The sequence below is a fragment of the Saccharopolyspora sp. NPDC045941 genome, assembly GCF_056431445.1.
This window is the reverse complement of the sequence record NZ_JBWKKU010000055.1, coordinates 25951-47637: the sequence shown is the minus strand read 5'-3', so window position 1 is coordinate 47637 and position 21687 is coordinate 25951. Positions and strand designations below refer to the sequence as shown.

Annotated in this window: 20 protein-coding genes; 7 read left to right on the top strand and 13 right to left on the bottom strand. The window is 71.7% G+C overall.

The window, feature by feature from the left end; translation table 11 throughout:
* Nucleotides 1-4: 4 nt before the first annotated feature.
* Genes AC07FN_RS33710 through AC07FN_RS33695 form a run of 4 tightly spaced genes read right to left on the bottom strand, consistent with a single transcriptional unit; the run spans nucleotide 5 to nucleotide 4686 of the window.
* On the bottom strand, nucleotides 5-580 hold the full coding sequence (locus AC07FN_RS33710) for a UbiX family flavin prenyltransferase (RefSeq protein ID WP_478399256.1): 576 nt from the start codon (nucleotides 578-580) through the stop codon (nucleotides 5-7).
* Nucleotides 573-1898 (bottom strand): nucleobase:cation symporter-2 family protein, encoded by a 1326-nt coding sequence (locus AC07FN_RS33705; protein ID WP_478399255.1) that lies wholly within the window; start codon nucleotides 1896-1898, stop codon nucleotides 573-575. The genes AC07FN_RS33710 and AC07FN_RS33705 overlap by 8 nt, the downstream gene beginning before the upstream one ends.
* Nucleotides 1899-1910: 12 nt before the next feature.
* Complete coding sequence (locus AC07FN_RS33700) at nucleotides 1911-3254, bottom strand: nucleobase:cation symporter-2 family protein (protein WP_478399254.1); 1344 nt, start codon at nucleotides 3252-3254, stop codon at nucleotides 1911-1913.
* Between the two features lie 37 nt (nucleotides 3255-3291).
* Entirely contained in the window at nucleotides 3292-4686 is a 1395-nt protein-coding gene (locus AC07FN_RS33695; RefSeq protein ID WP_478399253.1) for an amidohydrolase family protein, read from the bottom strand.
* 376 nt (nucleotides 4687-5062) lie between these two features.
* On the opposite strand from AC07FN_RS33695, the gene AC07FN_RS33690 reads away from it, so the two are divergent.
* A complete protein-coding gene (locus AC07FN_RS33690; RefSeq protein ID WP_478399252.1) occupies nucleotides 5063-6052 on the top strand; it encodes an amidohydrolase family protein in 990 nt (329 codons plus the stop codon).
* 53 nt (nucleotides 6053-6105) lie between these two features.
* Here AC07FN_RS33690 and AC07FN_RS33685 read toward each other — a convergent pair whose 3' ends face one another.
* Complete coding sequence (locus tag AC07FN_RS33685) at nucleotides 6106-6813, bottom strand: GntR family transcriptional regulator (protein WP_478399251.1); 708 nt, start codon at nucleotides 6811-6813, stop codon at nucleotides 6106-6108.
* A 269-nt stretch (nucleotides 6814-7082) separates the two neighbouring features.
* Between AC07FN_RS33685 and pucD the strand changes: the two genes are divergently transcribed.
* Complete coding sequence (pucD, locus tag AC07FN_RS33680; RefSeq protein ID WP_478399250.1) at nucleotides 7083-9434, top strand: xanthine dehydrogenase subunit D; 2352 nt, start codon at nucleotides 7083-7085, stop codon at nucleotides 9432-9434.
* Nucleotides 9435-9466: 32 nt separating this feature from the next.
* Here the strand turns inward: pucD and AC07FN_RS33675 are convergent, their stop codons facing one another.
* The 6 genes from AC07FN_RS33675 to AC07FN_RS33650 all read right to left on the bottom strand — a co-directional run bounded on the left by AC07FN_RS33675 (nucleotide 9467) and on the right by AC07FN_RS33650 (nucleotide 14909).
* Complete coding sequence (locus AC07FN_RS33675; protein ID WP_478399249.1) at nucleotides 9467-10240, bottom strand: TIGR03084 family metal-binding protein; 774 nt, start codon at nucleotides 10238-10240, stop codon at nucleotides 9467-9469.
* Between the two features lie 9 nt (nucleotides 10241-10249).
* Nucleotides 10250-10621: a Zn-ribbon domain-containing OB-fold protein gene (locus tag AC07FN_RS33670; RefSeq protein ID WP_478399248.1), complete on the bottom strand. Its 372-nt coding sequence runs from the start codon at nucleotides 10619-10621 to the stop codon at nucleotides 10250-10252.
* Nucleotides 10622-10634: 13 nt separating this feature from the next.
* Nucleotides 10635-11810 (bottom strand): thiolase family protein, encoded by a 1176-nt coding sequence (locus tag AC07FN_RS33665; protein WP_478399247.1) that lies wholly within the window; start codon nucleotides 11808-11810, stop codon nucleotides 10635-10637.
* A gap of 231 nt (nucleotides 11811-12041) precedes the next feature.
* Nucleotides 12042-13181 (bottom strand): LLM class flavin-dependent oxidoreductase, encoded by a 1140-nt coding sequence (locus AC07FN_RS33660; RefSeq protein WP_478399246.1) that lies wholly within the window; start codon nucleotides 13179-13181, stop codon nucleotides 12042-12044.
* 159 nt (nucleotides 13182-13340) lie between these two features.
* Nucleotides 13341-14339, bottom strand: coding sequence for an ABC transporter substrate-binding protein (locus tag AC07FN_RS33655; protein ID WP_478399245.1), 999 nt, complete (start codon nucleotides 14337-14339; stop codon nucleotides 13341-13343).
* Between the two features lie 303 nt (nucleotides 14340-14642).
* A complete protein-coding gene (locus AC07FN_RS33650; protein ID WP_478399244.1) occupies nucleotides 14643-14909 on the bottom strand; it encodes a DUF3040 domain-containing protein in 267 nt (88 codons plus the stop codon).
* A gap of 135 nt (nucleotides 14910-15044) precedes the next feature.
* Here AC07FN_RS33650 and AC07FN_RS33645 point away from each other — a divergent pair, with 135 nt between their 5' ends.
* Nucleotides 15045-15410: an arsenate reductase family protein gene (locus AC07FN_RS33645; RefSeq protein ID WP_452613009.1), complete on the top strand. Its 366-nt coding sequence runs from the start codon at nucleotides 15045-15047 to the stop codon at nucleotides 15408-15410.
* A gap of 95 nt (nucleotides 15411-15505) precedes the next feature.
* Here the strand turns inward: AC07FN_RS33645 and AC07FN_RS33640 are convergent, their stop codons facing one another.
* On the bottom strand, nucleotides 15506-17992 hold the full coding sequence (locus AC07FN_RS33640) for an ATP-dependent Clp protease ATP-binding subunit (RefSeq protein WP_478399243.1): 2487 nt from the start codon (nucleotides 17990-17992) through the stop codon (nucleotides 15506-15508).
* 188 nt (nucleotides 17993-18180) lie between these two features.
* Between AC07FN_RS33640 and AC07FN_RS33635 the strand changes: the two genes are divergently transcribed.
* Nucleotides 18181-18366 carry an SRPBCC family protein gene (locus AC07FN_RS33635; RefSeq protein ID WP_478399242.1) on the top strand — a complete coding sequence of 62 codons (186 nt, stop codon included), beginning with the start codon at nucleotides 18181-18183 and terminating at the stop codon, nucleotides 18364-18366.
* Here the strand turns inward: AC07FN_RS33635 and AC07FN_RS33630 are convergent.
* Nucleotides 18363-18806 (bottom strand): MerR family transcriptional regulator, encoded by a 444-nt coding sequence (locus AC07FN_RS33630; RefSeq protein ID WP_478399241.1) that lies wholly within the window; start codon nucleotides 18804-18806, stop codon nucleotides 18363-18365. The two genes, AC07FN_RS33635 and AC07FN_RS33630, sit on opposite strands and share 4 nt — an antisense overlap.
* Before the next feature lie 86 nt (nucleotides 18807-18892).
* Between AC07FN_RS33630 and AC07FN_RS33625 the strand changes: the two genes are divergently transcribed.
* The 3 genes from AC07FN_RS33625 to AC07FN_RS33615 all read left to right on the top strand — a co-directional run bounded on the left by AC07FN_RS33625 (nucleotide 18893) and on the right by AC07FN_RS33615 (nucleotide 21608).
* Nucleotides 18893-20356 carry an MFS transporter gene (locus AC07FN_RS33625; RefSeq protein ID WP_478399240.1) on the top strand — a complete coding sequence of 488 codons (1464 nt, stop codon included), beginning with the start codon at nucleotides 18893-18895 and terminating at the stop codon, nucleotides 20354-20356.
* A 63-nt stretch (nucleotides 20357-20419) separates the two neighbouring features.
* Nucleotides 20420-21049: a class I SAM-dependent methyltransferase gene (locus AC07FN_RS33620; RefSeq protein ID WP_478399239.1), complete on the top strand. Its 630-nt coding sequence runs from the start codon at nucleotides 20420-20422 to the stop codon at nucleotides 21047-21049.
* Nucleotides 21050-21110: 61 nt separating this feature from the next.
* Complete coding sequence (locus tag AC07FN_RS33615; RefSeq protein ID WP_478399238.1) at nucleotides 21111-21608, top strand: XdhC family protein; 498 nt, start codon at nucleotides 21111-21113, stop codon at nucleotides 21606-21608.
* Nucleotides 21609-21687: the final 79 nt, after the last annotated feature.

The following is a 21687-nucleotide window of genomic DNA, read 5'->3' as shown; positions in this document are numbered from 1 at the left end:
GCTCCTAGCTCTTGACGGGTCCGTGCCAGCGGGGGAAGAGATCGTGGTCGATGCCGAACTGGTCGAGGATCTTGCCGGTGATGTGGGCCAGCAGGTCGTCGACGGAGCCCGGCCGGTGGTAGAACGCGGGCATCGGCGGCAGCACCACCGCGCCCGCCTCGGTCGCCGCGACCATGTTGCGCAGGTGCACCAGGCTCAGCGGCGTCTCGCGGGTGACCAGCACCAGCCTGCGGCGCTCCTTCAGGCACACGTCGGCGGCGCGGGTCAGCAGGTCGTCGCTGTAGCCGTGCGCGATCCCGGCCAGCGTCTTCATCGAGCACGGCACCACGACCATGCCCATGGTGGGGAAGGAACCGGAGGCGATGCTGTCGGCGATGTCGCCGCGCTGGTGGCACACGTCGGCCAGCGCGGCGACATCGGCGGGCCGCAGCCCGGTCTCCAGCTCGATGGTGCGGTGCGCGGCGCGCGAGACGACCAGGTGCGTCTCGACCGAGCCGAGCTGCCGCAGGCTGGTGAGCAGGTGGATCGCCAGCTGCGGCGCGCTGGCGCCGGTCACGCCCACGACGAGTCGGTCACGCATGCTTGCCTTCCCGGAGGTGGAACAGGGCGTTGAGCACCACCGCGAGCACCGTTCCGGTGGCCACGCCGCTGTGCAGGAAGACCTGCGCGACGAACGGCAGCTGGTGGTAGAACTCCGGCGCGCCGGTGGGCACCAGGCCGATGCCCAGCGACACCATCACGATGATCAGGTTCCCCGACCGCTTGAAGTCCACTTCGGACAGCAGTTCGACGCCGGACACGGTCAGCGCGGCGAAGGTGACCACCGCGACGGCGCCGATCACCGGCTGCGGGATCGCCGCGACCAGCCGGCCGATCGGCTGGATCACGCCCAGCAGCACCAGGATCACGCCGCCCACGGCGACCGGGTACCGGCTGCGCACCTTCGTCAGGGCGATCAGGCCGATGTTCTGGCCGAAGGTGGTGTAGGCGAAGCCGCTGAAGATGCCGCTGAGCGCGGTCATCAGCCCGTCCACCCGCAGCAGCCGGCTGACCTCGGCGGGCCCGACCTCGCGGCCGACCACCTGGCCGACGGCCAGGCCCTGCCCGGACGCCTCCACGGTCAGCACCAGCACGACGATCAGGAACAGCAGGATGGACGGGATGTCGAACTGCAGCGGGCCGTATTGGAACGGCAGCGGCACGCCGATCATCGGGCCGGCACCGACCTCGGCCAGGTTCCCGGCCCCGAACAGCCAGCCGACGGCCGCCGCGACGACCAGCGCCAGCAGCAGCGAGATCTGCCCCAGCAAACCCTTCAGGAACCGCGAGAACAGCACCACCAGCAGCACCGTGAACCCGGCGAGCAGGAGGTTGCCCGGCGCGCCATAGCCGGGCGCGTCGGGATCCTTGCCCGCGATCAGCCGCAGTCCGACGGGGATCAGCGTCAGGCCGATCAGCGTGATGACGGTGCCGGTGACCACGGCGGGGAACAGCCGCAGCAGGCTCCCGAAGAACGGCGCCAGCAGCACCCACAGGATCCCGGCCACCAGCAGCGACCCGTACACCGTCGGCAGGCCCTTGGTCTGGCCGATCAGGATCATCGGCACGATGCCGTTGGAGGCGGCGCCGACGACCAGCGGCATCCGGATGCCGAACTTCCACAGACCCAGCGACTGCAGGACGGTGCCGATCCCGGCCAGCACCAGGTCGATGCACACGAGCGTGGCGATCTCGTCCTGGCTCAGGCCGAGCGCGGCGCCGATGACCATCGGCACCACGACCACCCCGGCGTACATCACCAGCACGTGCTGCAGGCCCAGCAGGATCGTGTGCCCCCACGGCGGCCGGTCGTCGACACCCATGTCCGATGTGGACTGCCCCGGTTCGTTGCGCACCATGTCCGACCGTCCTCACCGCGGCCCGGCGGTGGCGGCCGCCGGCGCGTTCCGATTCAGCACCAGGTTGAGCAGGAACGCGGCGATGCCACCGGCCGCGATGCCGCTGGAGAGCACCGGCTGCAGCACGCCGGGCAGGTTCGCGTAGAACTCGGGCGCGCCCACCGGCAGCAGCCCGAAGCCGAAGGAGATGGCGACGATCAGGATGTTGCGCGCCTGGCCGAGATCGGCCTGCGCCATGATCTTCACCCCGATCGCGCCGACGGTGCCGAACATGACGACCCCGACGCCGCCGAGCACCGGCCCGGGCAGCGACGCGACGGCGGCGCCCAGCTTCGGCAGCAGTCCGATCAGCACCAGCAGCGCGCCCGCGGTGGCGACCACGAACCGGCTGAGCACGCGGGTCATGCTGACCAGCCCGACGTTCTCGCCGAAGGTGACGATGGTGAAGGAGTTGAAGACCCCGGCGAGCGCGGTGCCCACGCCGTCGGCGCGCAGCGCGCGGGCCAGCTCGTCGTGGCCGATGTCGCGGCCCGCGATCTGCCCGATGGCGATGGTGTCGCCGGTGGACTCCACCATGTTGACCAGCTGGATGATGATCATCGGGAGGATCGCCGCGATGGTGAACTCGGGCAGCCCGAACGCGAACGGCTGCACCGCGCCGAACCACGACGCCTCGCCCACCGCGGAGAAGTCGGTCAGGCCCAGCGGCAGCGCCACCAGCGTGCCGGCGACCAGGGCGATCAGGATCGCGAACCGGGCCACGGCCGCCGGCGCGAACGCCTCCACCAGCACCACCAGCGCGATCGTGCCCAGGGCCATCAGCAGCCGCGTCCCCGAGGCGAAGTCGGCGGCGGCCGGGTCGGTGCCCGCGATCAGCTTCGACGTGGAGGGCAGCAGCGAGAAGCCGATGATCGCGATGATCGTGCCGGTCACGATCGGCGGGAAGAACCGCATCAGGCGGCTGAACCAGGGCGCGACCACCCAGGTCAGCAGCCCGGCGACGATGGTCGCACCGAACACCGCGGGCAGCCCGCCGTCCTTGCCGACCAGGATCGCCGGGGTGATCCCGGTGAACGTCGAGCCCATCACGATCGGCAGCCGCACGCCGATGTTGAGCACGCCGAGCGCCTGCAGCAGCGTGGCGAGGCCGCTGACCAGCACGTTGGCCGACACCAGCACGGCGATCTGCTCGGTGGACATGCCGATGCCGAGCCCGATCAGCAGCGGAACGGTGGCCATCCCGGAGTAGGCGACCAGCACGTGCTGCAGGCCCAGCGGCAGCAGCTGGCGCAGCGGGGGAACGGTGTCGACGGCATCGGGCGGGGCGGTGGCGCGAGGTCTGGGGCGGAAGCGCATGGTTCCTCCGTGTTCCGTCAGCGCGATTCGTGGGGGCTCAGCGCAGCAGGCCGGTCATCCCGGCGCGGTGCAGCAGGCGTTCGGCCCGTTCCCGGGCCTGCCGGACGGCGGACTGCTCGTCGACGCGCAGGCAATGCCCGTGCCGCTGGACGATTTCGCCGTCGACGACGGTGGCCACGACGTCGGTGCCGCGGGCCGCGTAGACCAGCGAGCTCACCACGTCGTGCAGCGGTTGCAGGTGCGGCCGGTCGAGATCGACCACGATCAGATCGGCCAGGCGGCCGGGTTCGAGCACCCCGGCGTCGATCCCGGCGTAGCGGGCGCCGTCGCGGGTCGCCAGGTCCAGCGCGTCCTGCGCGCGCATCGCGGCCGGGTCGAGGGTGGCCAACCGCTGGGCGAAGACGGACTGCTTCATCACCTCGAACAGGTCTTGCCGGTGCCCGCAGCTCGGCCCGTCGGTGCCCAGCGCGACGGCGACCCCGCGGGCCCGCAGCTCGGCCAGCGGCAGGGTGCCGGACGCCAGGTAGGCGTTGGACGTGGGGTTGTGCGCGATGCGCGCGCCTGCGGCGGCGACCGCGTCGAATTCGGCTTCGTCGAGCCAGATCGCGTGCGCCAGCGTGGCGCGCTCGTCGAGCAGCCCGGCCTTCGCCAGCCACTGCACCGGACGCGCCTGGTAGGCGTCCAGGTAGCTCTGCGGATCGGATCTGCCTTCGCAGCAGTGCGCGTGCCAGCTGGTGCCGAGCTCGCCGGCGAGCTCGACGCTGCGCCGGACCAGGTCCTGGTCGACGTAGGTGAGGTTGAGCGGCGCGGGCCAGATCTCGACCCGCGATCCCGCCGGCCGGTGCTGCATCGCCTCGCGGGTGATGGCGATCTCGTCGGTCGCGGAGTACCGGAACAGGGCGTCGGGCTGGCCGCGCCGCGCGGCGATCTCGGTGCGAGGACCGACGATTCCGCGCGCCACCGCGCCGCGCAGCCCGGCCTGCTCGATGACGTCGGCGACGGCGAGGGTGGTCGCCAGGTCGGTGGGCGCGTAGTGGTTGTCCACCACCGTCGTCGTGCCGTGCCGCAGGGCTTCGGCCGCCGCGAGGCGGACCGCGGCCACCGCGTCGTCGCCGTCGACCGCGATGGAGTACGGCCACATGAAGTCGCGCAGCCACGGCACGATCGACATGCCCTCGCCCAAACCCCTTGCCAGCGCCTGGTAAAGGTGGTTGTGCCCGTCGACGAGGCCGGGCAGCACGGCCTGACCGGTGCAGTCGAGCACCGTTTCGCCCCGCCAAGGCGCCATTTCGGACTGCGGTCCCACCGCCGCGATCCGGTTGCCGGTCACGGCGACGGCGCCGGGGCGGTGGATGGTGCGGTGGTCGTCGACGGTGAGCACCGTCGCCCTGGTGAGCAGCAGGTCGCAGTGCTTCTCGTTGGTCGGAGGCATGCCGCCTCGCTTCCTGGGCGGTGCGCGACCGCCCCCATCCTGAGGAGGGATTCGCCGAACGGTTGGCCCACGACGAGGAGGTCAGGGAGGTCACCGGCGCTGGAGCGAACGGCGATGCCGTCAGGCGGGAGGCCCGTTCGCGGATAACATGTAAAACAAGGTGCATGTGTCGTGTCAACCCTTCCGGTCGACCTCGTGTGTCGAGTGAGTGTGTCCTTGCAAGCTCGGAACTCGGGTTTCGGGGAAATTACATGCAACTTGTTGACACGGCGCCGAGGCCGGTGTTGCACTCGAACGCGCCGCTGTCGAAGTGCGGCGACCCGTAGGTGCGGTGAATCGCGGCCGGGGTGCGACCGATCATTACAGGAGAGATCCGTTGATCATCGACACGCACGTGCACCCGACGAACCTGGTAGACGAGGCCTGGCGGCACACCGGTGAGCCGTTCACCGGCGAGCGGACCCTGAAGATGATGGACGGTCCGATGTGGATCAACGGCAAGCCGCGCCGGGTCGACATCAGCTGCATCATGCCGCCGCCGGGCAACACCTCCTGGCGGGAGGGCAACCGGGGCGGCCGCGAAGGCATCCGCGACTACCAGGCCTACGTGACCGAGCTGGTGCAGCGCTATCCGGACCGCTTCATCGGCAACTTCATCTACAACCCGCGGTTCGGGCCGGAGAACGGCGCCAAGGAGCTGGAGTTCCACGTCGAGGAGCACGGCTACCGGATGCTCAAGCTGCACGCCAACATGCACGCCTACCGGCCGGACCGGGCGCTGGACTGGCTGCGGCCGGTGATGCGCGTCTGCGACCGGCTCGGCGTGATCGTGCTGATCCACACCGGCGACGGCCCGTACTCCATCCCGACGCAGTTCTACCCGATCATCCGGGAGTTCCCGGGCGTCACGTTCATCCTCGGCCACTTCGGCATCCAGACCGGCGGCGTGTACTGCTTCGAGGCGTTCTGGATGATCCAGGACTCGCACAACGTCATCGGCGAGTCCGGCTGGCTGCTGCAGTCGCGGATCGTGGAGTTCGCCAAGGAGATGAAGAAGACCAAGATGGTCTACGGCACCGACTCGCCGCCGAACGAGCCCGGCATGTGGGCGCGCGAGCTGGAGGTGCTGTGCCACGAGCCGCCGCAGGGCCTGAACCTCTCCGAGGACGACCTGGAGGGCTACCTCGGCAACAACATGGCCAAGCTGCTCGGCCTGCAGCCGACCCCGCCGCCGAAGGACAAGGCGCAAGCCGAGGCCTACCTGCGGGGAGAGGTGACGCAGGCGTCGGCGACGAACTCCCACGCCGGGGCCTACGCGGGCTACACCCCCGATTCCTGGCTGGAAGAGGGCGAACTGGCCAGCTGACCTGGCCGCACCGACCCCAGGATGCCAGCAGTTGCAATTGAAACTGTGCTCCGTCAGGAGCTGGGGCGGAGGCGGCGGGGGGTGGCTTCGCGGGCCGTGGCCTGGCCGAGGCGGACCCGCAGCCGGGAGATGTGGCGGCGGGCGGCGGCCTCGGCCATCTCCGGGTCGCCGCTGGCCATCGCGTCCACCACCGCCCGGTGTTCGTCCAGCGCGAGCCGGGGCGCTTCCGCGCCGCGCCACAGCGAGTGCAGCGCGAAGTGCGAGCGGCCGGCGATCGGCTCCAGCGCCGCCAGCAGGTGCGGGTTCTCGGCGAGTTCCCGGACCGCCCGGTGGAAGCGCATGTCCAGCTCGATCTGCGCGGCGTTGTCGGCGTCGGCGGCCAGCGCCGCCTCGTGCTCGGCGAGGATCCCGCGCAGCAGCGCCAGCCCGTCGCCGTCGAGGTGCTCGGTGGCCAGCCGCGCCGCGAGGCCCTCCAGCTGCTCGCGCACCACGTAGAGCTGGCGCAGGTCGTCGATGTCCACCCGGCTGACCTCGGCGCCCCGGTGCGGGGCGTGGGTGGCCAGGCCGTCGTGGATCAGCCGCTGCACGGCCTCGCGGACCGGGCTGCGGCTGACGTCGAGCTGGCGGGCCAGCTCCGGCACGCTCAGCGAGGTGCCGGGCGGCAGCGTGTTGTCCAGGATGGCTTTCTTCAGCGCGGCGTACGTGCGGTCGGCCAGCAGGCCTTCGCCGGTCAGCGGCGCGAGACGGGGTGCCGGGGGCATCGCGGGAACCTCACTCGATAAGCGGGACGGCTCGATATTACATGCAATCACCCGGCTCGCTCGCCCCGGAGACCCGGCCGGCGCGGCGCGGCGGACCGGACGACCGCTCTTGACAGCGTGCGATCGGCTGGGTTCACTCTGTGCGGCCAAGGGTTTTCGGCCGCACGAGCCCGAAAACCGTTGCGGAACAAGGCCGGGTACGAGTCCCGACATGCCGTGCGGCACACGAGCTGTGCGATGCCGGTGTCACCTGATCCCCTGGAGGCGGCATGCGCGACAAGTCACTGCACCGACCGGACACCCGGGCCGCGGCCGGCGACGTGCGAACCCCGCACCCCAGCGCCGAGACGGAACGCGCCGCCGGGATCGGCCGGAGCACGCCGCGGCCGGACGGCGCGCTGAAGGTGACCGGCCAGTTCGCCTACTCCTCGGACCTGTGGGTGTCGGGCATGGTGTGGGCGACGACGCTGCGCAGCCCGCACGCCTCGGCCCGCATCCGGTCCATCGACGCGCGGAAGGCCCTGGCGCTGGACGGGGTGCACGCGGTGCTCACCCACGAGGACGTGCCGGGCGCCAAGACCTACGGTATGAAGGTGGCCGACCAGCCGGTGCTGGCCATCGACGAGGTCCGCTACCAGGGCGAGCCGGTCGCGTTGATCGCCGCCGACGACCCGGAGACGGCGCGGCGGGCGGCGAAGCTGGTGCAGGTCGACTACGAGCTCCTGGAGCCGGTGACCGACCCGGAGCGCGCGCTGGACGGCACCGCGCGCGACGTGCACCCGGGCGGCAACCTGGTCCGGCACGTCAAGATCCGCCACGGCGATCTCGCTGCCGCGCGCGAGCGGGCCGATGTGGTAGTGACCGGCGAGTACGAGGTCGGCATGCAGGACCAGGCGTTCCTCGGCCCGGAGTCGGGCCTGGCGCTGCCCACCGAGGACGGCGGCGTCGAGCTGTACGTGTCGTCGCAGTGGCTGCACAAGGACCTGGAGCAGATCGCGCCGTGCCTGGGGCTGCCCGCCGACAAGGTCCGCCTCACGCTGGCCGGGGTCGGTGGCGCGTTCGGTGGCCGCGAGGACCTGTCCGTGCACGTGCACGCCTGCATGCTCGCGCTGCGGCTGGGCAGGCCGGTGAAGATGGTCTACAACCGCGAGGAGTCGTTCTTCGGCCACGTGCATCGCCATCCGGCGAAGATGCACTACGAGCACGGCGCCACGCGGGACGGGAAGCTGCTCTACGTCAAGGCGAAGCTCGTCATGGACGGCGGCGCGTACACCTCCACCTCGCCGGTCGTGATCGCCAACGCCTGCTACTTCGTCACCGGCGCATACGAGGTCCCGCACGCCGAGATCGACGGCTTCGCGGTGTTCAGCAACAACCCGCCCTGCGGCGCGATGCGCGGCTTCGGCGCGGTCCAGTCCGCCTACGGCTGCGAGTCCAACATGGACAAGCTCGCCCGCGAGCTGGGCATCGACCCGCTGGAACTCCGGCTGCGCAACGCGATGACCACTGGCACCGTGCTGCCGACCGGGCAGGCCGTGGACGGCCCGGCGCCGGTCGCCGAACTGCTCGCCGACCTGCGGAACCGGCCGCTACCGCCGGCGGGGGCAGACCTGCTGCCGGGCGGGCTGTCCAACACCACCCGCGGCGAGGGCGTCCGCCGGGGAGTCGGCTACGCGATCGGCGTCAAGGCGATCGGCTACTCCGGCGGCGTGGACGACATCTCGACGGCGCGGGTGGCGGTGTCGGTCACCGGGGGCCGGCCCTCGGTGTCGGTGCACACAGCGGCGGCCGAGTGCGGGCAGGGCATCACCACGGTGCAGTCCCAGATCGCCGCCACCGAGCTGGGCGTCTCGCGGGTGGTGGTGCTGCCCGCGGACACCAGGATCGGCGACGCGGGCTCGGCCTCGGCGTCCCGGTTGACGTGGATGTCCAGCGGCGCGGTCCAGGGTGCCTGCCGCGAGCTCTCACGAGAGTTGTTGCGCCGTGCGGCCGAACGCACCGGCAGGCCGGCGGAATCCCTGGCGCTGCTGGACGACCACGTGGTCGATCCCGGCGGCTCGCCGCTGGTGTCCATTTCGGACATCGTCGGGGACGACGTGCTGGAGCGGGTCTTCGAGTACCACCACCGCAAGACCGAGACCATCGACCCCGAGACCGGCCAGGGCGACGCCCACATCGCCTTCGCGTTCGCCGCGCACCGCGCCGTGGTGGACGTCGACGTCGAGCTCGGCCTGGTCAAAGTGGTGGAGCTGGCCACCGCGCAGGACGTCGGCAAGGCGATGAACCCGCTGTCGGTCGAGGGGCAGATCGAGGGCGGCAGCGCGCAGGGCCTCGGCCTGGCGCTGATGGAGGAGATCCTGCTCGACGAGCAGGGCCGGGTGTGCAACCCGTCGTTCACCGACTACCTGATCCCGACCATCCTGGACGTGCCGCCGATGCCGATCTCGGTGTTCGAGTTCCCGCACCCGGATTCGCCCTACGGCCTCAACGGCGTCGGCGAGCCGCCCACCCTGTCGTCGACCCCGGCGATCGTCAACGCCCTGCGCGACGCGACCGGCCTGGCCCTCGGCCGGGTCCCGGTGCGCCCGGACGACATCGCGCTGGCGGCCCAACCCTCGTGAGCGATGGTTCCGGTTCTTACCGGAACGAGCACTCACGAACCGGTCGGGGCCCGCCCGGGGCCGGGAGCGCCGGCGAAGGCCTGCGCGATCGTCAGCCACCGGCGCGCGTCGTCGCCGACGGCGGTGATCGCCAGGTCGTCGCGGTGCCGGCGCTGCGTGACCAGCAGGCAGAAGTCCAGCGCCGGGCCGCTGACCCGGTCGGCGGCGTTCTCCGGTCCCCAGGCCCATTCCCCGCCGTCCGGGGCGCGGAGTTCCACGCGCAGCGGGACGTCCGGGACGGGCAATTCGGTGGCGGCGAAGGAAAAACCGAAGGTGCGCACGCCCAGGTGCGCGATGTGGCGCAGCCGGGCTGTGGGTTCGCGCTGGACGCCGAGTGCGTCGGCCACGTCCTGGCCGTGCGCCCAGGTCTCCATGATCCGCGCGGTCGCCATCGACGCGGGCTTCATCGGCGGCCCGTACCAGACCAGGCGGCCGTCGGCCGGCGCCGCGGCCAGCGCGGCCTGCAGCCGCTCGCGGCCCGCGCGCCAACGCGCGAGCAGCTCGCCGGGCTCGGCGCGGGCGCCTTCGGCGGCTCCGGCGTCGACCCCGATGTCCTCGGATCCCCGGCGCTGCCGGACGAATTCGTCGGGATCGTCGATGGCCAGGTTGGACCGGTCGTCGGTCCAGGCCAGGTGCGCGATCTGGTGGGCGATGGTCCAGCCCGGCGCGGGGGTGGGCGTCGCCCAACCCGCCGCGTCCAGGTCCGCGACGAGCGAATCCAGGTCGGCGCTGTCGGCGCGCAGATCGGCCAGCAGTTCGGTGAGCATGCTCGTCCTTCAGGCGTGGAACACCGGCACGGTCTCGCCGTCGGCGTGCCGCTCGAAGCCGACTTCGAGGGCGATGCCTTCGGCGAGGTCCTCGGGCGCGACGCCGAGGATCCGCGCGTGCAGCCAGGGGCCCTCGGCGAGTTCGACGATACCGGCGACGACGTGCCCGCCGTCCGGGACGGGGACCACGGTCCAGGTCACCAGGGTGGCCCGGCCGCTCGCCGGCACCCACGCGAGTTCGGTGGAGCCGCAGGCCGGGCACTGCGGCACGTTCGGCGCGATGAGCGGCGAGCACCGCGGGCAGCGCCGGATGAGCAGTTCGCCGCGGGCGGTGCCGTCGAAGAACTCGGCGGACGCCTCGTTGCGGGCAACGGAGATCACGGGTCCTCCCGGGTCAGCTGGGGGCGTTCGGGCTGAGCACGGTCGTGGAGTGGTGCGCCAGGATGCCGCCGTTGCCGCTGACCATGACCACGTCGTTGCGCGGCGCCTGCCGCTCGCCGCCGTGGCCGCGGGCCTGGATCACCGCCTCGGACAGCGGCGTCATGCCCCACATGTAGTAGGCGGACAGCTGGCCGCCGCCGGTATTGACCGGCAGCGTCCCGCCGGGCGCCAGCGCGCCGGAGGCGACGAACTCGCCGCCCTCGCCCTTGGCGCAGAAACCGTAGTCCTCCAACGTGATCAGCACGGTGAAGGTGTAGCAGTCGTACAGTTCGAGGACGTCGACGTCGGCGATGGACGCGCCGGCCATCTTCAGCGCCGCCGGGCCGGCCTGCGCCGCGCCGCTGCGCAGGCCGAACTCGCTGCCGCGCGCGGCCGGGTAGTTGGGGTGCGACTGCGCGAAGCCGAGCACGTGCACGGGCGGTTGCCGCAGGTCGGCGGCGCGGTCGGCGGAGGTCACGAGGATCGCGATGCCGCCGTTGCTGACCAGGCAGCAGTCCAGCAGCCGCAGCGGATCGGCGATCATCCGCGATTCCTGGTGGTCGGCAAGCGTGATGGGCTCCCGCATCTGCGCCAGCGGGTTCCGCGCGGCCCACGCCCGCTGCGCCACGGCGATCGCGCCGAGCTGCTCGGAGGTGGTGCCGTAGGCGTTCATGTGCCGCCGGGCGGCCTGCGCGTACATGGCGTTCACGCTGGTCAGCCCGCTCGCGCCGAGCAGGCCTTCGAAGCCGGTGGCCTTGCGCCGCCCGGTGTAGGCCGCGGCGCTGCCCTTGTCGGGCAGGCGGGGCGCGTCGGCGAACACGCACACCACGTTGTCGGCCATGCCGGCCTGCACGGCCATCGAGGCGTAGGCGAGCATCGAGCCGGCCGACGAGCCGAACGCCTGCATCTCGGTCAGCAGCCGGAGGTCGCGGACCTGGAGTTCCTGCTGCAGCGTCCAGATGTCGACGCCGCCGGAGACCCCGGAGTTGGCGAGAATGCCGTCCACATCGGACAGTTCGAGGCCGGCGTCGGCGACCGCGAGGCGGACGGCGTCGGCGGCGAACTGCCCCGCGGTGCGGCCGTAGACCTTGCCCAGCTCGGTCATGCCCAGGCCGGCGATCACCGGCCGGCGTCCTGCGGAGCCCGTCAACGCTGCCTCCTCTGCGCGGCGCCCGGATCATTTCGGACCGCTTCGGTCCAAAATTACCCCCGCCATGATGACTCGCCCGACCCCGCCGCGCAAGACACCGACCCGGCCGCAATTTCAATGGAAATCAGACCCTCGATTTCCATTGAAATTGCGGATCTCCGGCGTGTCGGCAGCACGACACGCCGGAGGTTGTGGACTACTCCCGCGATTTCAATGGAAATTGCGGCTCGGTCACCGGGTGGTCACCAGTTCCGGAGCGGGGGTTCCGGCCGGGGGCAGCAGGCCGCGGCGGGCCAGTTCCGGGTGCACCCCTTCGCCGAACCAGTAGGCCTCTTCCAGGTGCGGATAGCCGGAGAGCACGAACTCCTCGATGCCCACCGCGTGGTACTCCTCGATCAGGTCCGCGACCTCGGCGTGGCTGCCGACGAACGCGGTGCCCGCGCCACCGCGCAGCAGCCCCATGCCCGCCCACAGGCCCGGGTGGATCTCCAGCTCCCGCGCGTCGCTGCGCAGCACGCCGCCGTGCAGGGCGGCCATGCTGCGCTGGCCGGTGGATTCGGTCGCCGCGAACTTCGCCTGGGAAGCAGCCACGTCGGCGGGGTCCATCTGGTCCACGAACTTCTGCGCGGTGGCCCAGGCCTCGGCGCTGGTGTCCCGGGTGATGATGTGCGCGCGGATGCCGAAGCGCAGGGTGCGGCCTTCCTCGGCGGCGAGCTCGCGCAGCCGCTGCACCTTCTGGGCCACCGCGCCCGGCGGCTCGCCCCAGGTCAGGTGCACGTCCGCGCGGCGCGCGGCCACCGGCAGGGCGGCGTCGGAGGAGCCGCCGAAGTACAGCGGCGGCTGCGGGTCCGGCTTCTCGAACGCGACGGCGCCGCGGATCTGGTAGTGCTCGCCGTCGAAGTCGAACGGCTCACCGGCGAAGATGCCGCGCAGCACGGCGAGGAACTCGTCGGTGCGCGCGTACCGCTGGTCGTGGTCCAGCCAGTCGCCGAAGCGCTGCTGCTCGACGGATTCGCCGCCGGTGACGATGTTCAGCAGCAGCCGCCCGCCGGAGACCCGCTGGTAGGTGGCGGCGAGCTGGGCGGCCAGGGTCGGCGTCAGCGCGCCGGGCCGGAACGCGACCAGGAACTTGATGCGCCGGGTGCGGGCGAGCAGTGCCGCGGTGGTGACCCAGGCGTCCTGGCACCAGCTGCCGGTGGGGGTGAGCATCCCGGTGAACCCGAGGTGCTCGGCGGCCTGCGCGACCTGCGCCAGGTAGTCGATGTCCGGCTGGCGCGGCGTGTCGGCGCCGGTCGGGGTGACGTGCGGTCTGTCCACGATGGACCGTCCGTCGCCGTGGGTGGGCAGGAACCAGTGCGTGGTGACGCTCATGCCAGTTCCGCCTCTCCGCGATTCACAGTTGTGGCTGCGTCCGGCTCAGTCTCGCGTTTCGCAGTTTCTTGTGGCTGGTTTGCGTCACGTTCCCCTGAGGCGCGGTTGAGGAGGACTCGGGTTGACACAGGGCTACTCATGCGTTGTTCTCCCGGTGGGTCAGGCGGCGGCGAAGCGGGTGTCGACGAATTCGGCGAACTCGAAGCGGCGCGGGATCTCCTTGGCCGTCACGAACGCGTCCGCGAGTTCCTGCTCCGAGCGGATCACCGCGTCGTCCAGCGCGACCGGCACGTCCGGTCCCAGTCCGGTGGCGCGCCGCGTCACCTCGATCGGCAGTCCGGTGTCCGCCGACCACGCCTGCGCGCGCTGCTCGCGGTTGCCGTCGGCGAAGCGCTGCGCCTTCGCCAGTCGCACCAGGTAGTCGGCGATGGCGGTGTTGCGGCCCGCATCGGCCAGCGCGGCCGTGCCGGCGACCTGGAAGCTCAGGCCGTTGGCGGTGCCCTGCCCGTCGGCGATCGTCCTGGCGCCCGATTCCAGCTGGATCTGCGAGTAGTACGGGTCCCAGATCGCCCACGCGTCCACGGCGCCCTGCTTGAACGCGCCGAGCGCGTCGGAGGGCTGCAGGAACACGAGCTCGACGTCGTCGGGCGTGAGCCCGGCCGCGCGCAGCGTCAGGAGGATCTGGCCGTGCGCCGAACTGCCCTTGGCGACCGCGATCTTGCGGCCCCGGAGCTGATCGCGGCCCCGCAGCGGGGAGTCCGGCAGCACCACCAGGGCATCGCTCGCGACGTTGCCCTTCGACGCGGCGATGATCTTGATCTTCGCCCCGGCCGCGGCGGCGAACAGCGGCGGAGTGTTGCCGACGCCGCCGAGGTCGATGGCGTCCGCCGACACGGCTTCCAGCAGCGGCGGGCCGGACGGGAAGGTCGCCCACTGCACGGTGTACGGGAAGTCGTCCAGGCCGGCCGACCGCAGCAGGGAACGGGAATTGCCCTTCTGGTCGCCGACGCGCAGGGTCACCCGCGCCAGCTGCCCGGCGTCGACCGGCGCGGGCACCGGCGCCTGGGCCGGGTCGCCGCGGCCGCTCGCGCAGGCGCTGAGCAGCCCGGCGGAGGTGGCGGAAAGGGCAAGGGCAGCAAGGAATTCACGACGACGCACGGTCGATTGCTCCATCGTTGCGGGGGGAGTGGCACGCCGGCGGGCAGCGCGAAGCGGCCCGGCGAGGGCGGGGATCAGCGCGAAGAGGTCAGCAGGGACGACATGCGGAACTGGCCTGCCGTCGCAGATCGACGTGCAGGCGCCAGGTCAACGCGAAGCGTCCGGACACGATCACGATGCTGTCAGCCGGCCGGCGGAGGAGTCAATGACGAGTGAAAGGCTCCCACGGATCGGGAACGCCGGGCGTCCGGGAGCGCGATGGTCATCGTCCGGCCACTGTGGATGGTGATCGGAGCCGGCTGCTCATTCGAGCCGGACGTGCCAGGTGCGGGAGAAGAACACGATCGCGGCCAGCGCCCCGGCGGACAGCACGCCGCCGCCCTCGCCGAGGAAGAGGCACACCACGGCGACGAGCGCCGCGAACACCACCAGCGTCATCCGCGGCGACATCAGGGCCCAGATCCGCCGCCACGCGCTGGTCTCCGTCAAGCGGCGGGCCAACTTGGGGTCGTCACCGATGAGCTGCTGCTCGATCTCCCTCAGGCGGCGCCGCTCGTCCCTCGGTAGCATGGCCACCTCCAACGGTTCATCCGCCTCGTTGAACAAGTATTGCAACGATGTCCTCCGCTGTGAAGGGTCCATTGGCACGGTTGCCGGTCCCTGCGGATAGCCTGTGTCCGCAGTCGTCGCGGCAGGGAGCTTCCGATGGAGATCTGGGTCAATCCGGCATGTTCGAAATGCCGTTCGGCGGTGTCGCTGCTGGACGAGGCGGGCGCGGAGTACACCGTGCGCCGGTACCTCGACGAGCCGCCGACGGCCGCGGAGCTGGCCGAGGTGCTGGACCGGCTCGGGCTGGAGCCGTGGGACATCGCCCGGACGGCCGAGCCGGTGGCGAAGGAACTCGACCTGAAAACCTGGGGCCGGGAGCCGTCGGACCGGGACCGGTGGATCGAAGCGCTGGTGGCGAACCCGAAGCTCATCCAGCGCCCGATCATCACGGCCGACGACGGCACCACGGTCGTCGCCCGGACCCCGGAAGCCGTGCGATCGGTGCTGCCGGGGACCGACTGACCGGCTGAGGAGGTCGGTCCTTCCCACCGGACGCCGCCAGCGGATACGAGGACGGGGGCGGGCGCTCGTCGCGCCCGCCCCCGGGTTCTGCCTGATCAGGCTGCTGCCGCGGCCGGCTCGCCGATCTGGAGGGTCAGCTCGCCGTCGGCCGCGGACACCCGCAGCCGGGCTCCCTCGGCCAGTTCGCCGTCCAGGATCAGGTCGCTGATCCGGTCGTCGACCTCCCGCTCGATCGCCCGCCGCAACGGCCGGGCCCCGAACTCGGGCCGGTAGCCGCGCTCGGCGATCCAGGCCACCGCCGCCTCGTCGAACTCGACGCCGATGCCCATCGCCTGCAGCCGGCGCACGGTCTGCTCCAGCAGCATCCGGGTGATCGTGTGCAGCTGCTCGCCGTCGAGCCGCTTGAAGACCACGATCTCGTTGATGCGGTTGAGGAATTCCGGCCGGAACGCCTCGCGCAGCCGCGGCATGATCCGCTCGTCCAGTGCCGGGTCGGCGTCCCCGGCGGTGAAGCCGATCTTGCCGCCGGCGCTGGAGATGACCTCCGAGCCGAGGTTGCTCGTCATGATCAGCACCGTGTTGGTGAAGTCGACGGTGCGGCCCTGGCCATCGGTCAGGCGGCCGTCGTCGAGCACCTGCAGCAGCGTGTTGAACACGTCCGGGTGAGCCTTCTCGACCTCGTCCAGCAGGATCACCGAGTACGGGTGCCGCCGCACCGCCTCGGTCAGCTCACCGGCCTCGCCGTGCCCGACGTAGCCGGGAGGCGCGCCGACGAGACGGCTGGCCGTGTGCCGCTCCTGGAACTCGCTCATGTCCAGCCGCACCATCCGCTGCTCGTCGCCGAACAGCGACTCGGCCAGCGCCTTGGCCAGCTCGGTCTTGCCGACGCCGGTCGGACCGAGGAACAGGAAGCTGCCGACCGGCCGGTCGGGGTCGCCCAGTCCGCTGCGCGACCGCCGCACCGCGCGGGCCAGCGCCCGCACCGCGTCGTCCTGGCCGACCACGCGCTCGTGCAGCTCCTGCTCCAGCCCCTGCAGCCGGACCTTCTCGGCGGCGGTCAGGCGGCTGACCGGCACCCCGGTCGCCCGCGCGACGACCTCGGCGATGTCCTCGGCCGTGACCTCCAGGACAACGGCCTCGCCGGCGTCGCCGAGCTCGCCCTGCGCCTTGCCGATCTCGTCGCGCAACGCCGAGGCCCGCTCGTAGTCCTCCGCGGCGACCGCCGCGTCCTTCTCCTGCTCCAGCCGCTCGATGCGGCTGCGCAGCTCGGCGCCGTCCGGTGCCGCCGACAGCCGCTTGCGCGCGCCGGCCTGGTCGATCAGGTCGATCGCCTTGTCCGGCAGGAACCGGTCGTTGATGTACTGGTCGGACAGCCGGGCCGCGGCCTCCACCGCGTCCTCGGTGTAGCGGACCTGGTGGTGCGCCTCGTAGTGCTCGCGCAGGCCCTGCAGGATCGAGACGGTGTCCGGCACGCTCGGCTCCGGCACCTGGACCGGCTGGAAGCGGCGTTCCAGGGCCGGGTCCTTCTCGATGTGCTTGCGGTACTCGTCCAGCGTCGTCGCGCCGACCACGTGCAGTTCGCCGCGAGCCAGCCGGGGCTTGAGCATGTTGCCCGCGTCCATCGCGCCCTCGGCGCCGCCGGCGCCGACGACGGTGTGCAGCTCGTCGATGAACACGATCAGCTCGCCGCGGTGCTGCGAGATCTCGTCGATGACCTTGGTCATCCGCTCCTCGAAGTCGCCGCGGTACCGGGTGCCGGCCAGCATCCCGGACAGGTCCAGCTGGATCACGCGCTTGCCGGTCAGCACCCGCGGCACGTTCCCGGCCGCGATGCGCTGGGCCAGGCCCTCCACGATCGCGGTCTTGCCGACGCCGGCCTCGCCGACGAGCACCGGGTTGTTCTTGGTGCGGCGGGACAGGATCTCGACGGTTTGCTCGATCTCGTCGGCGCGGCCGATCACCGGGTCCAGCTCGCCGTCGCGGGCACGGGCGGTGAGGTCCCGGCCGTACTGGTCGAGCGTGGGCGTGTCGCTGTCCTTGGGCGGCGCCTCCTGCTCGGCGCGGGGCCGCTGGCTCGCGGCGCGCAACTGCTCGGGCCCGGCGCCTGCGGAGCCGAGCAGCCGCCCGGTCTCGGAGTCCGGGCTCGCCGACATGGCGAGCAGGACGTGGTGCGGGCCGATGTAGGTGGAGCCGAGCGCGCGGGCCACCCGGTGCGCGTCGGCGAGCACCGTCCGGGCCGCCAGCGTCAGCGTCACCGGCCGGTCGCCGGCGGCTTCGCCGGCAGCCGGGAGGTGCTCCTCGATCTGCGCGGCGAAGGTGTCGGTGTCCACGCCGAGCTGCGCCAGCTGCTCGCGCGTCGGGGTCTCGTGCGCGGCCGACCACAGCAGGTGCAGCGCATCCAGGTCGGTCTGCCCGCGGTCGCGGGCGAAGCGCGCGGCCCCGCTCAGCAGCTGTTGCGCCTGCTCGGTCATCAGCTCGGTGATGTCGATCCGGCGCGAGCCGGGCGCAGCGTCGTCGGCACCGAAGAAGCGCGCGAAGTACTCGTCGAACGGGCCGCCTGCCGGTCCGAAGAACGTCGCCATTCCTAACCTCCTCGCGACGGTGTTGCTGGCTTCCGCCGCCATCTACTTGAGTCCGTTGCTATCAACCAACGTCAGTCGGGTCCGGGTAATTCCAACCAGTCCCACAAGTGGCGCGCGTCACCACTCGCCGCATCCGTTCGCGGCTTATATGGTTCATTTGGAATATTTACCTGACGGAATATGCACTGATGGGGACGGATGAACGACGAGCTGCGGTAGCTCGACGACGGCCGGAGCTGCGCTTCGAGCGCCGGCCCGCGCATCCGCGGAAGGAGGTGTGGCGGGCGATCACCGACCCGGCGCAGCCGCGGGCGTGGTTCGTGGAGATCCTCGACTACGACCGGAGCCGCTTGGACTTCGCCGCGGGCACCTAGGCGATCTCGGTCCACAGCGGATCGGAAGTCCAGGCGCCCTCGTCGAGCTGCCGGTCGATCTCGTCGCGCAGGCACGGGCATTCCTCGGCCGGGTGGTCCCGGGTGCAGGTCAGGAACGGCCCCAGGCACCGCTCGGCCCTGGCCAGCCGCTCCTGCTCGGCGCGGATCGCGGCCATCCGCTGCTCCACGACCTCCTGCCAGCGCCGTTCGGGCGCATTGCCGTGCAGGATCACCGCGATCTCGTCGAGCCGGAGCATGCAGGTGTCCCGCAGGATCCGGACCAGCGCGATGCGGCGCAGCTGGCCCGCGTCGTAGCAGCGGTGCCCGGAACTGTTGCGCGCCGAACGGATCAGACCGCGTTCCTCCCAGTAGCGCAGTGCCGACACCGCCAGCCCGCACCGCTCGGCGGCCACCCCGATGGGAGTCAGGTCCTCGCTCACCCGACCATTTGACCTCAAGCCGACTTGAGCACGCATCGTGATCTTCCCTGCGGGCGAACGCCCGCCGATCAACGGGAGGTTCCAGGTTGCTCGCGTCGGTTTTCCTCGCGACGTTCATGGCCCTGCTCGACATGAGCATCGTGAACGTCGCACTGCCCGCGATCCAGGCGGGACTGGGTGCGACGGCGACCGGCGCCCAGTGGGTCGTCGACGGCTACACGTTGTGCCTGTCGGCGTTCATGCTCACCGGCGGTGCGCTGGGGGACAGGTTCGGGCGCAAGAAGGTCTTCCTCGTCGGCCTGGCCATCTTCACCGCCGGTTCGGCCTGGTGCGCGTTCGCCCCGACGATCGAACTGCTGATCGCGGGCCGGCTGGTGCAGGGCGCGGGCGCTTCCGTGCTGACGCCGGGCGCGCTGTCCCTGCTGACCCACGCATACCCGGACCCGGCCGCGCGGGCCCGCATGATCGGGATCTGGGGCGGTTTCAGCGGTTTGGCGACGGTGCTGGGCCCGCTGGTGGGCGGGCTGCTCACCGACCGCTTCGGCTGGCCCGCGCTGTTCCTGATCAACCTGCCGCTGGCCGTGGTCGCGCTGGTGCTGGGATTGCGCGGCATCCGGGAATCGGCCAGCCCCGAGCACGCGGCCACCGACCCGCTGGGCCAGGTGCTGGCCGTGTCCGGCCTCGCGGGCGTGGCCTACGCGGTGATCGAGAGCGCGCAGGCTTCCTGGGGCTCGGCCGGAGTGCTGCTGCCGCTGCTGGTGGGGCTCGGCAGCCTCGCGGCGTTCATCGTCGTGGAGGCTCGCAGCCCGAATCCGATGTTGCCGGTCGGGCTGTTCCGGCAGCGGCAGTTCGCCGTCACCACTGCGGCCTCGTTCGTCATCGGCTTCGGGTCCTACGGCTGCTTCTACCTGTTCTCCCTGTTCCTGCAGCAGGTGCGGGGTGCGGGCGCCACCGCGGCCGGGTTGCAGTTCGTGCCGTACTCGCTGGCGATCGCGCTGGGCACGGTCGTGTCCGGCAGGTGGGTGGGCCGCCGCGGGCACCGGGTTCCGATGTTCGTCGGCTACGCCGTCACCGGTGCCGCGCTGCTGGCGATGCTGGTCTTCCGCCCGGATACGTCGTACCTGGTCATCGGCGTGCTGTTCGCGGTGCTGGGCAGCGGGATGGGGCTGGCGATCGCCGCTACCAATGCGGCCGCGATGTCGGCAGTGGCCCCGCATCGCTCGGGCATCGCGGCAGCGACGGTCAACGCGCTGCGCCAGGCGGGCGCCGCCCTGGGCATCGCGTTCCTGGGCATGCTCGTCACCGCCCGGGGAGTCGCGGTGCTGGCCGATGGCATCGGCGGACCGGCCGCGCAGCGGGCCATGTCCAGCGGCGGCGCGGACGGCCTGTTCGGCGCCGGTTTCACCGCCGGCCTGCACCTGAGCCTGGTGGTCGCGGGCGTGGCGACGCTGCTGGTCGCGGCGCTCATCGTCGCCCTGCCGCGCGCGAAGTCGCCGGAGCCCCCGCCTGGCGAGGCGCCGGCGGCGAAGACTCCAGCGATGGGGAATTGACTTCGAGCTAGGTCGAAGTTCGAAGCTGTCTTCAGCAGATCGACGGCTTCGAAGGGGTGTGGCATGGGGACTTCGGTGGAACGCACGGTGTTCGACTCCGCCTACGAGGAGAACAGCGCTCCGTGGGTGATCGGCGAGCCGCAGCCGGCCATCGTCGGGCTGGAGCAGGCCGGTGGCATCCGGGGCGCGGTGCTCGATCCCGGCTGCGGCGCGGGGGAGCACACGATCCTGCTCACCAAGCTGGGTTACGACGTCCGCGGCGTGGACTTCTCGCGCCCGGCGATCGAGCACGCCCGGGCCAACGCCGCCGCGCAGCACGTCGCCGCCCGCTTCGACGTCGCCGATGCGCTGCAGCTGACCGGAGGGCCGTACGACACCGTCGTGGACAGCGCGCTGTTCCACGTGTTCGGTCCGGAGGACCGGGCGAAGTACGTGCACAGCTTGCACGGCGTGTGCCGGCCTGGCGCGACCGTGCACGTCCTGGCGCTGGCCGACGTCGAGCCCGGCTTCGGCCCGCGCATTCCCGAGTCGGCGATCCGCGAGGCATTCGCTGGCGAGGGCTGGCGGCTGGAAGAGGTCCGGCTGAGCCGCTACCGGGGCGTCGCGCTGGGCGAGCCGGCCGAGGCGCTCGCCGTCGAGGACGGCGCGCTCGTCGACCTGGCCGCCTGGCTGGCCACCGCCACCCGCGTCTGAAGTCCACATTGGACCGACTGGGGGTGTGGTCCCGGCCGGGCGCGGCTGGCACACTGGGCTGATGACCGAGGATGCTGCGTGCGCGGTGGCGCACGGTGAAGTCCCGTCGGCGTCGTCCGGTGGCCGCGTGCTGGTGGCGGTGTTCGCCTCGCCGGTGGCGGAATTGCTGCTGCGCTACGGCCGGGACCTCGGTTTCCGGACGATCCTGGTCGAACCGGACGCCGAGCGGGCCGGGGCCGATGCGGTCCCGGCGGTGCCGGTGCTGGGCCCGGAGGTGGACGTCGTGGTGACCGACCACCACCGCCCGGAACTCGGCCCGCTGCTGCGCGACGTGCTCAAGCACGACGTCCGCTGGGTGGGCGTCATGGGCAACCCGCGCCACGCCGGGCCGCACGTGGCCGCTCTCCGGGAGCTCGGCGTCCCGGATGCCGAGATCGAGCGGGTGCACCGGCCGATCGGACTGAACATCGGCTCCCGCACGCCGCCGGAGATCGCCATCGCGACCCTCGCGGGCCTGCTGGCCGACCGCAACGGCAAGCCCGGCGGCTTCGCCTTCTGAGCCCGCCGGGCGCCCGCCCGGCCGGGTGAGGTGCGCGGACTCTCGCTTTTGCCGGGGCGATGTGGTTATGCTCCGGTCA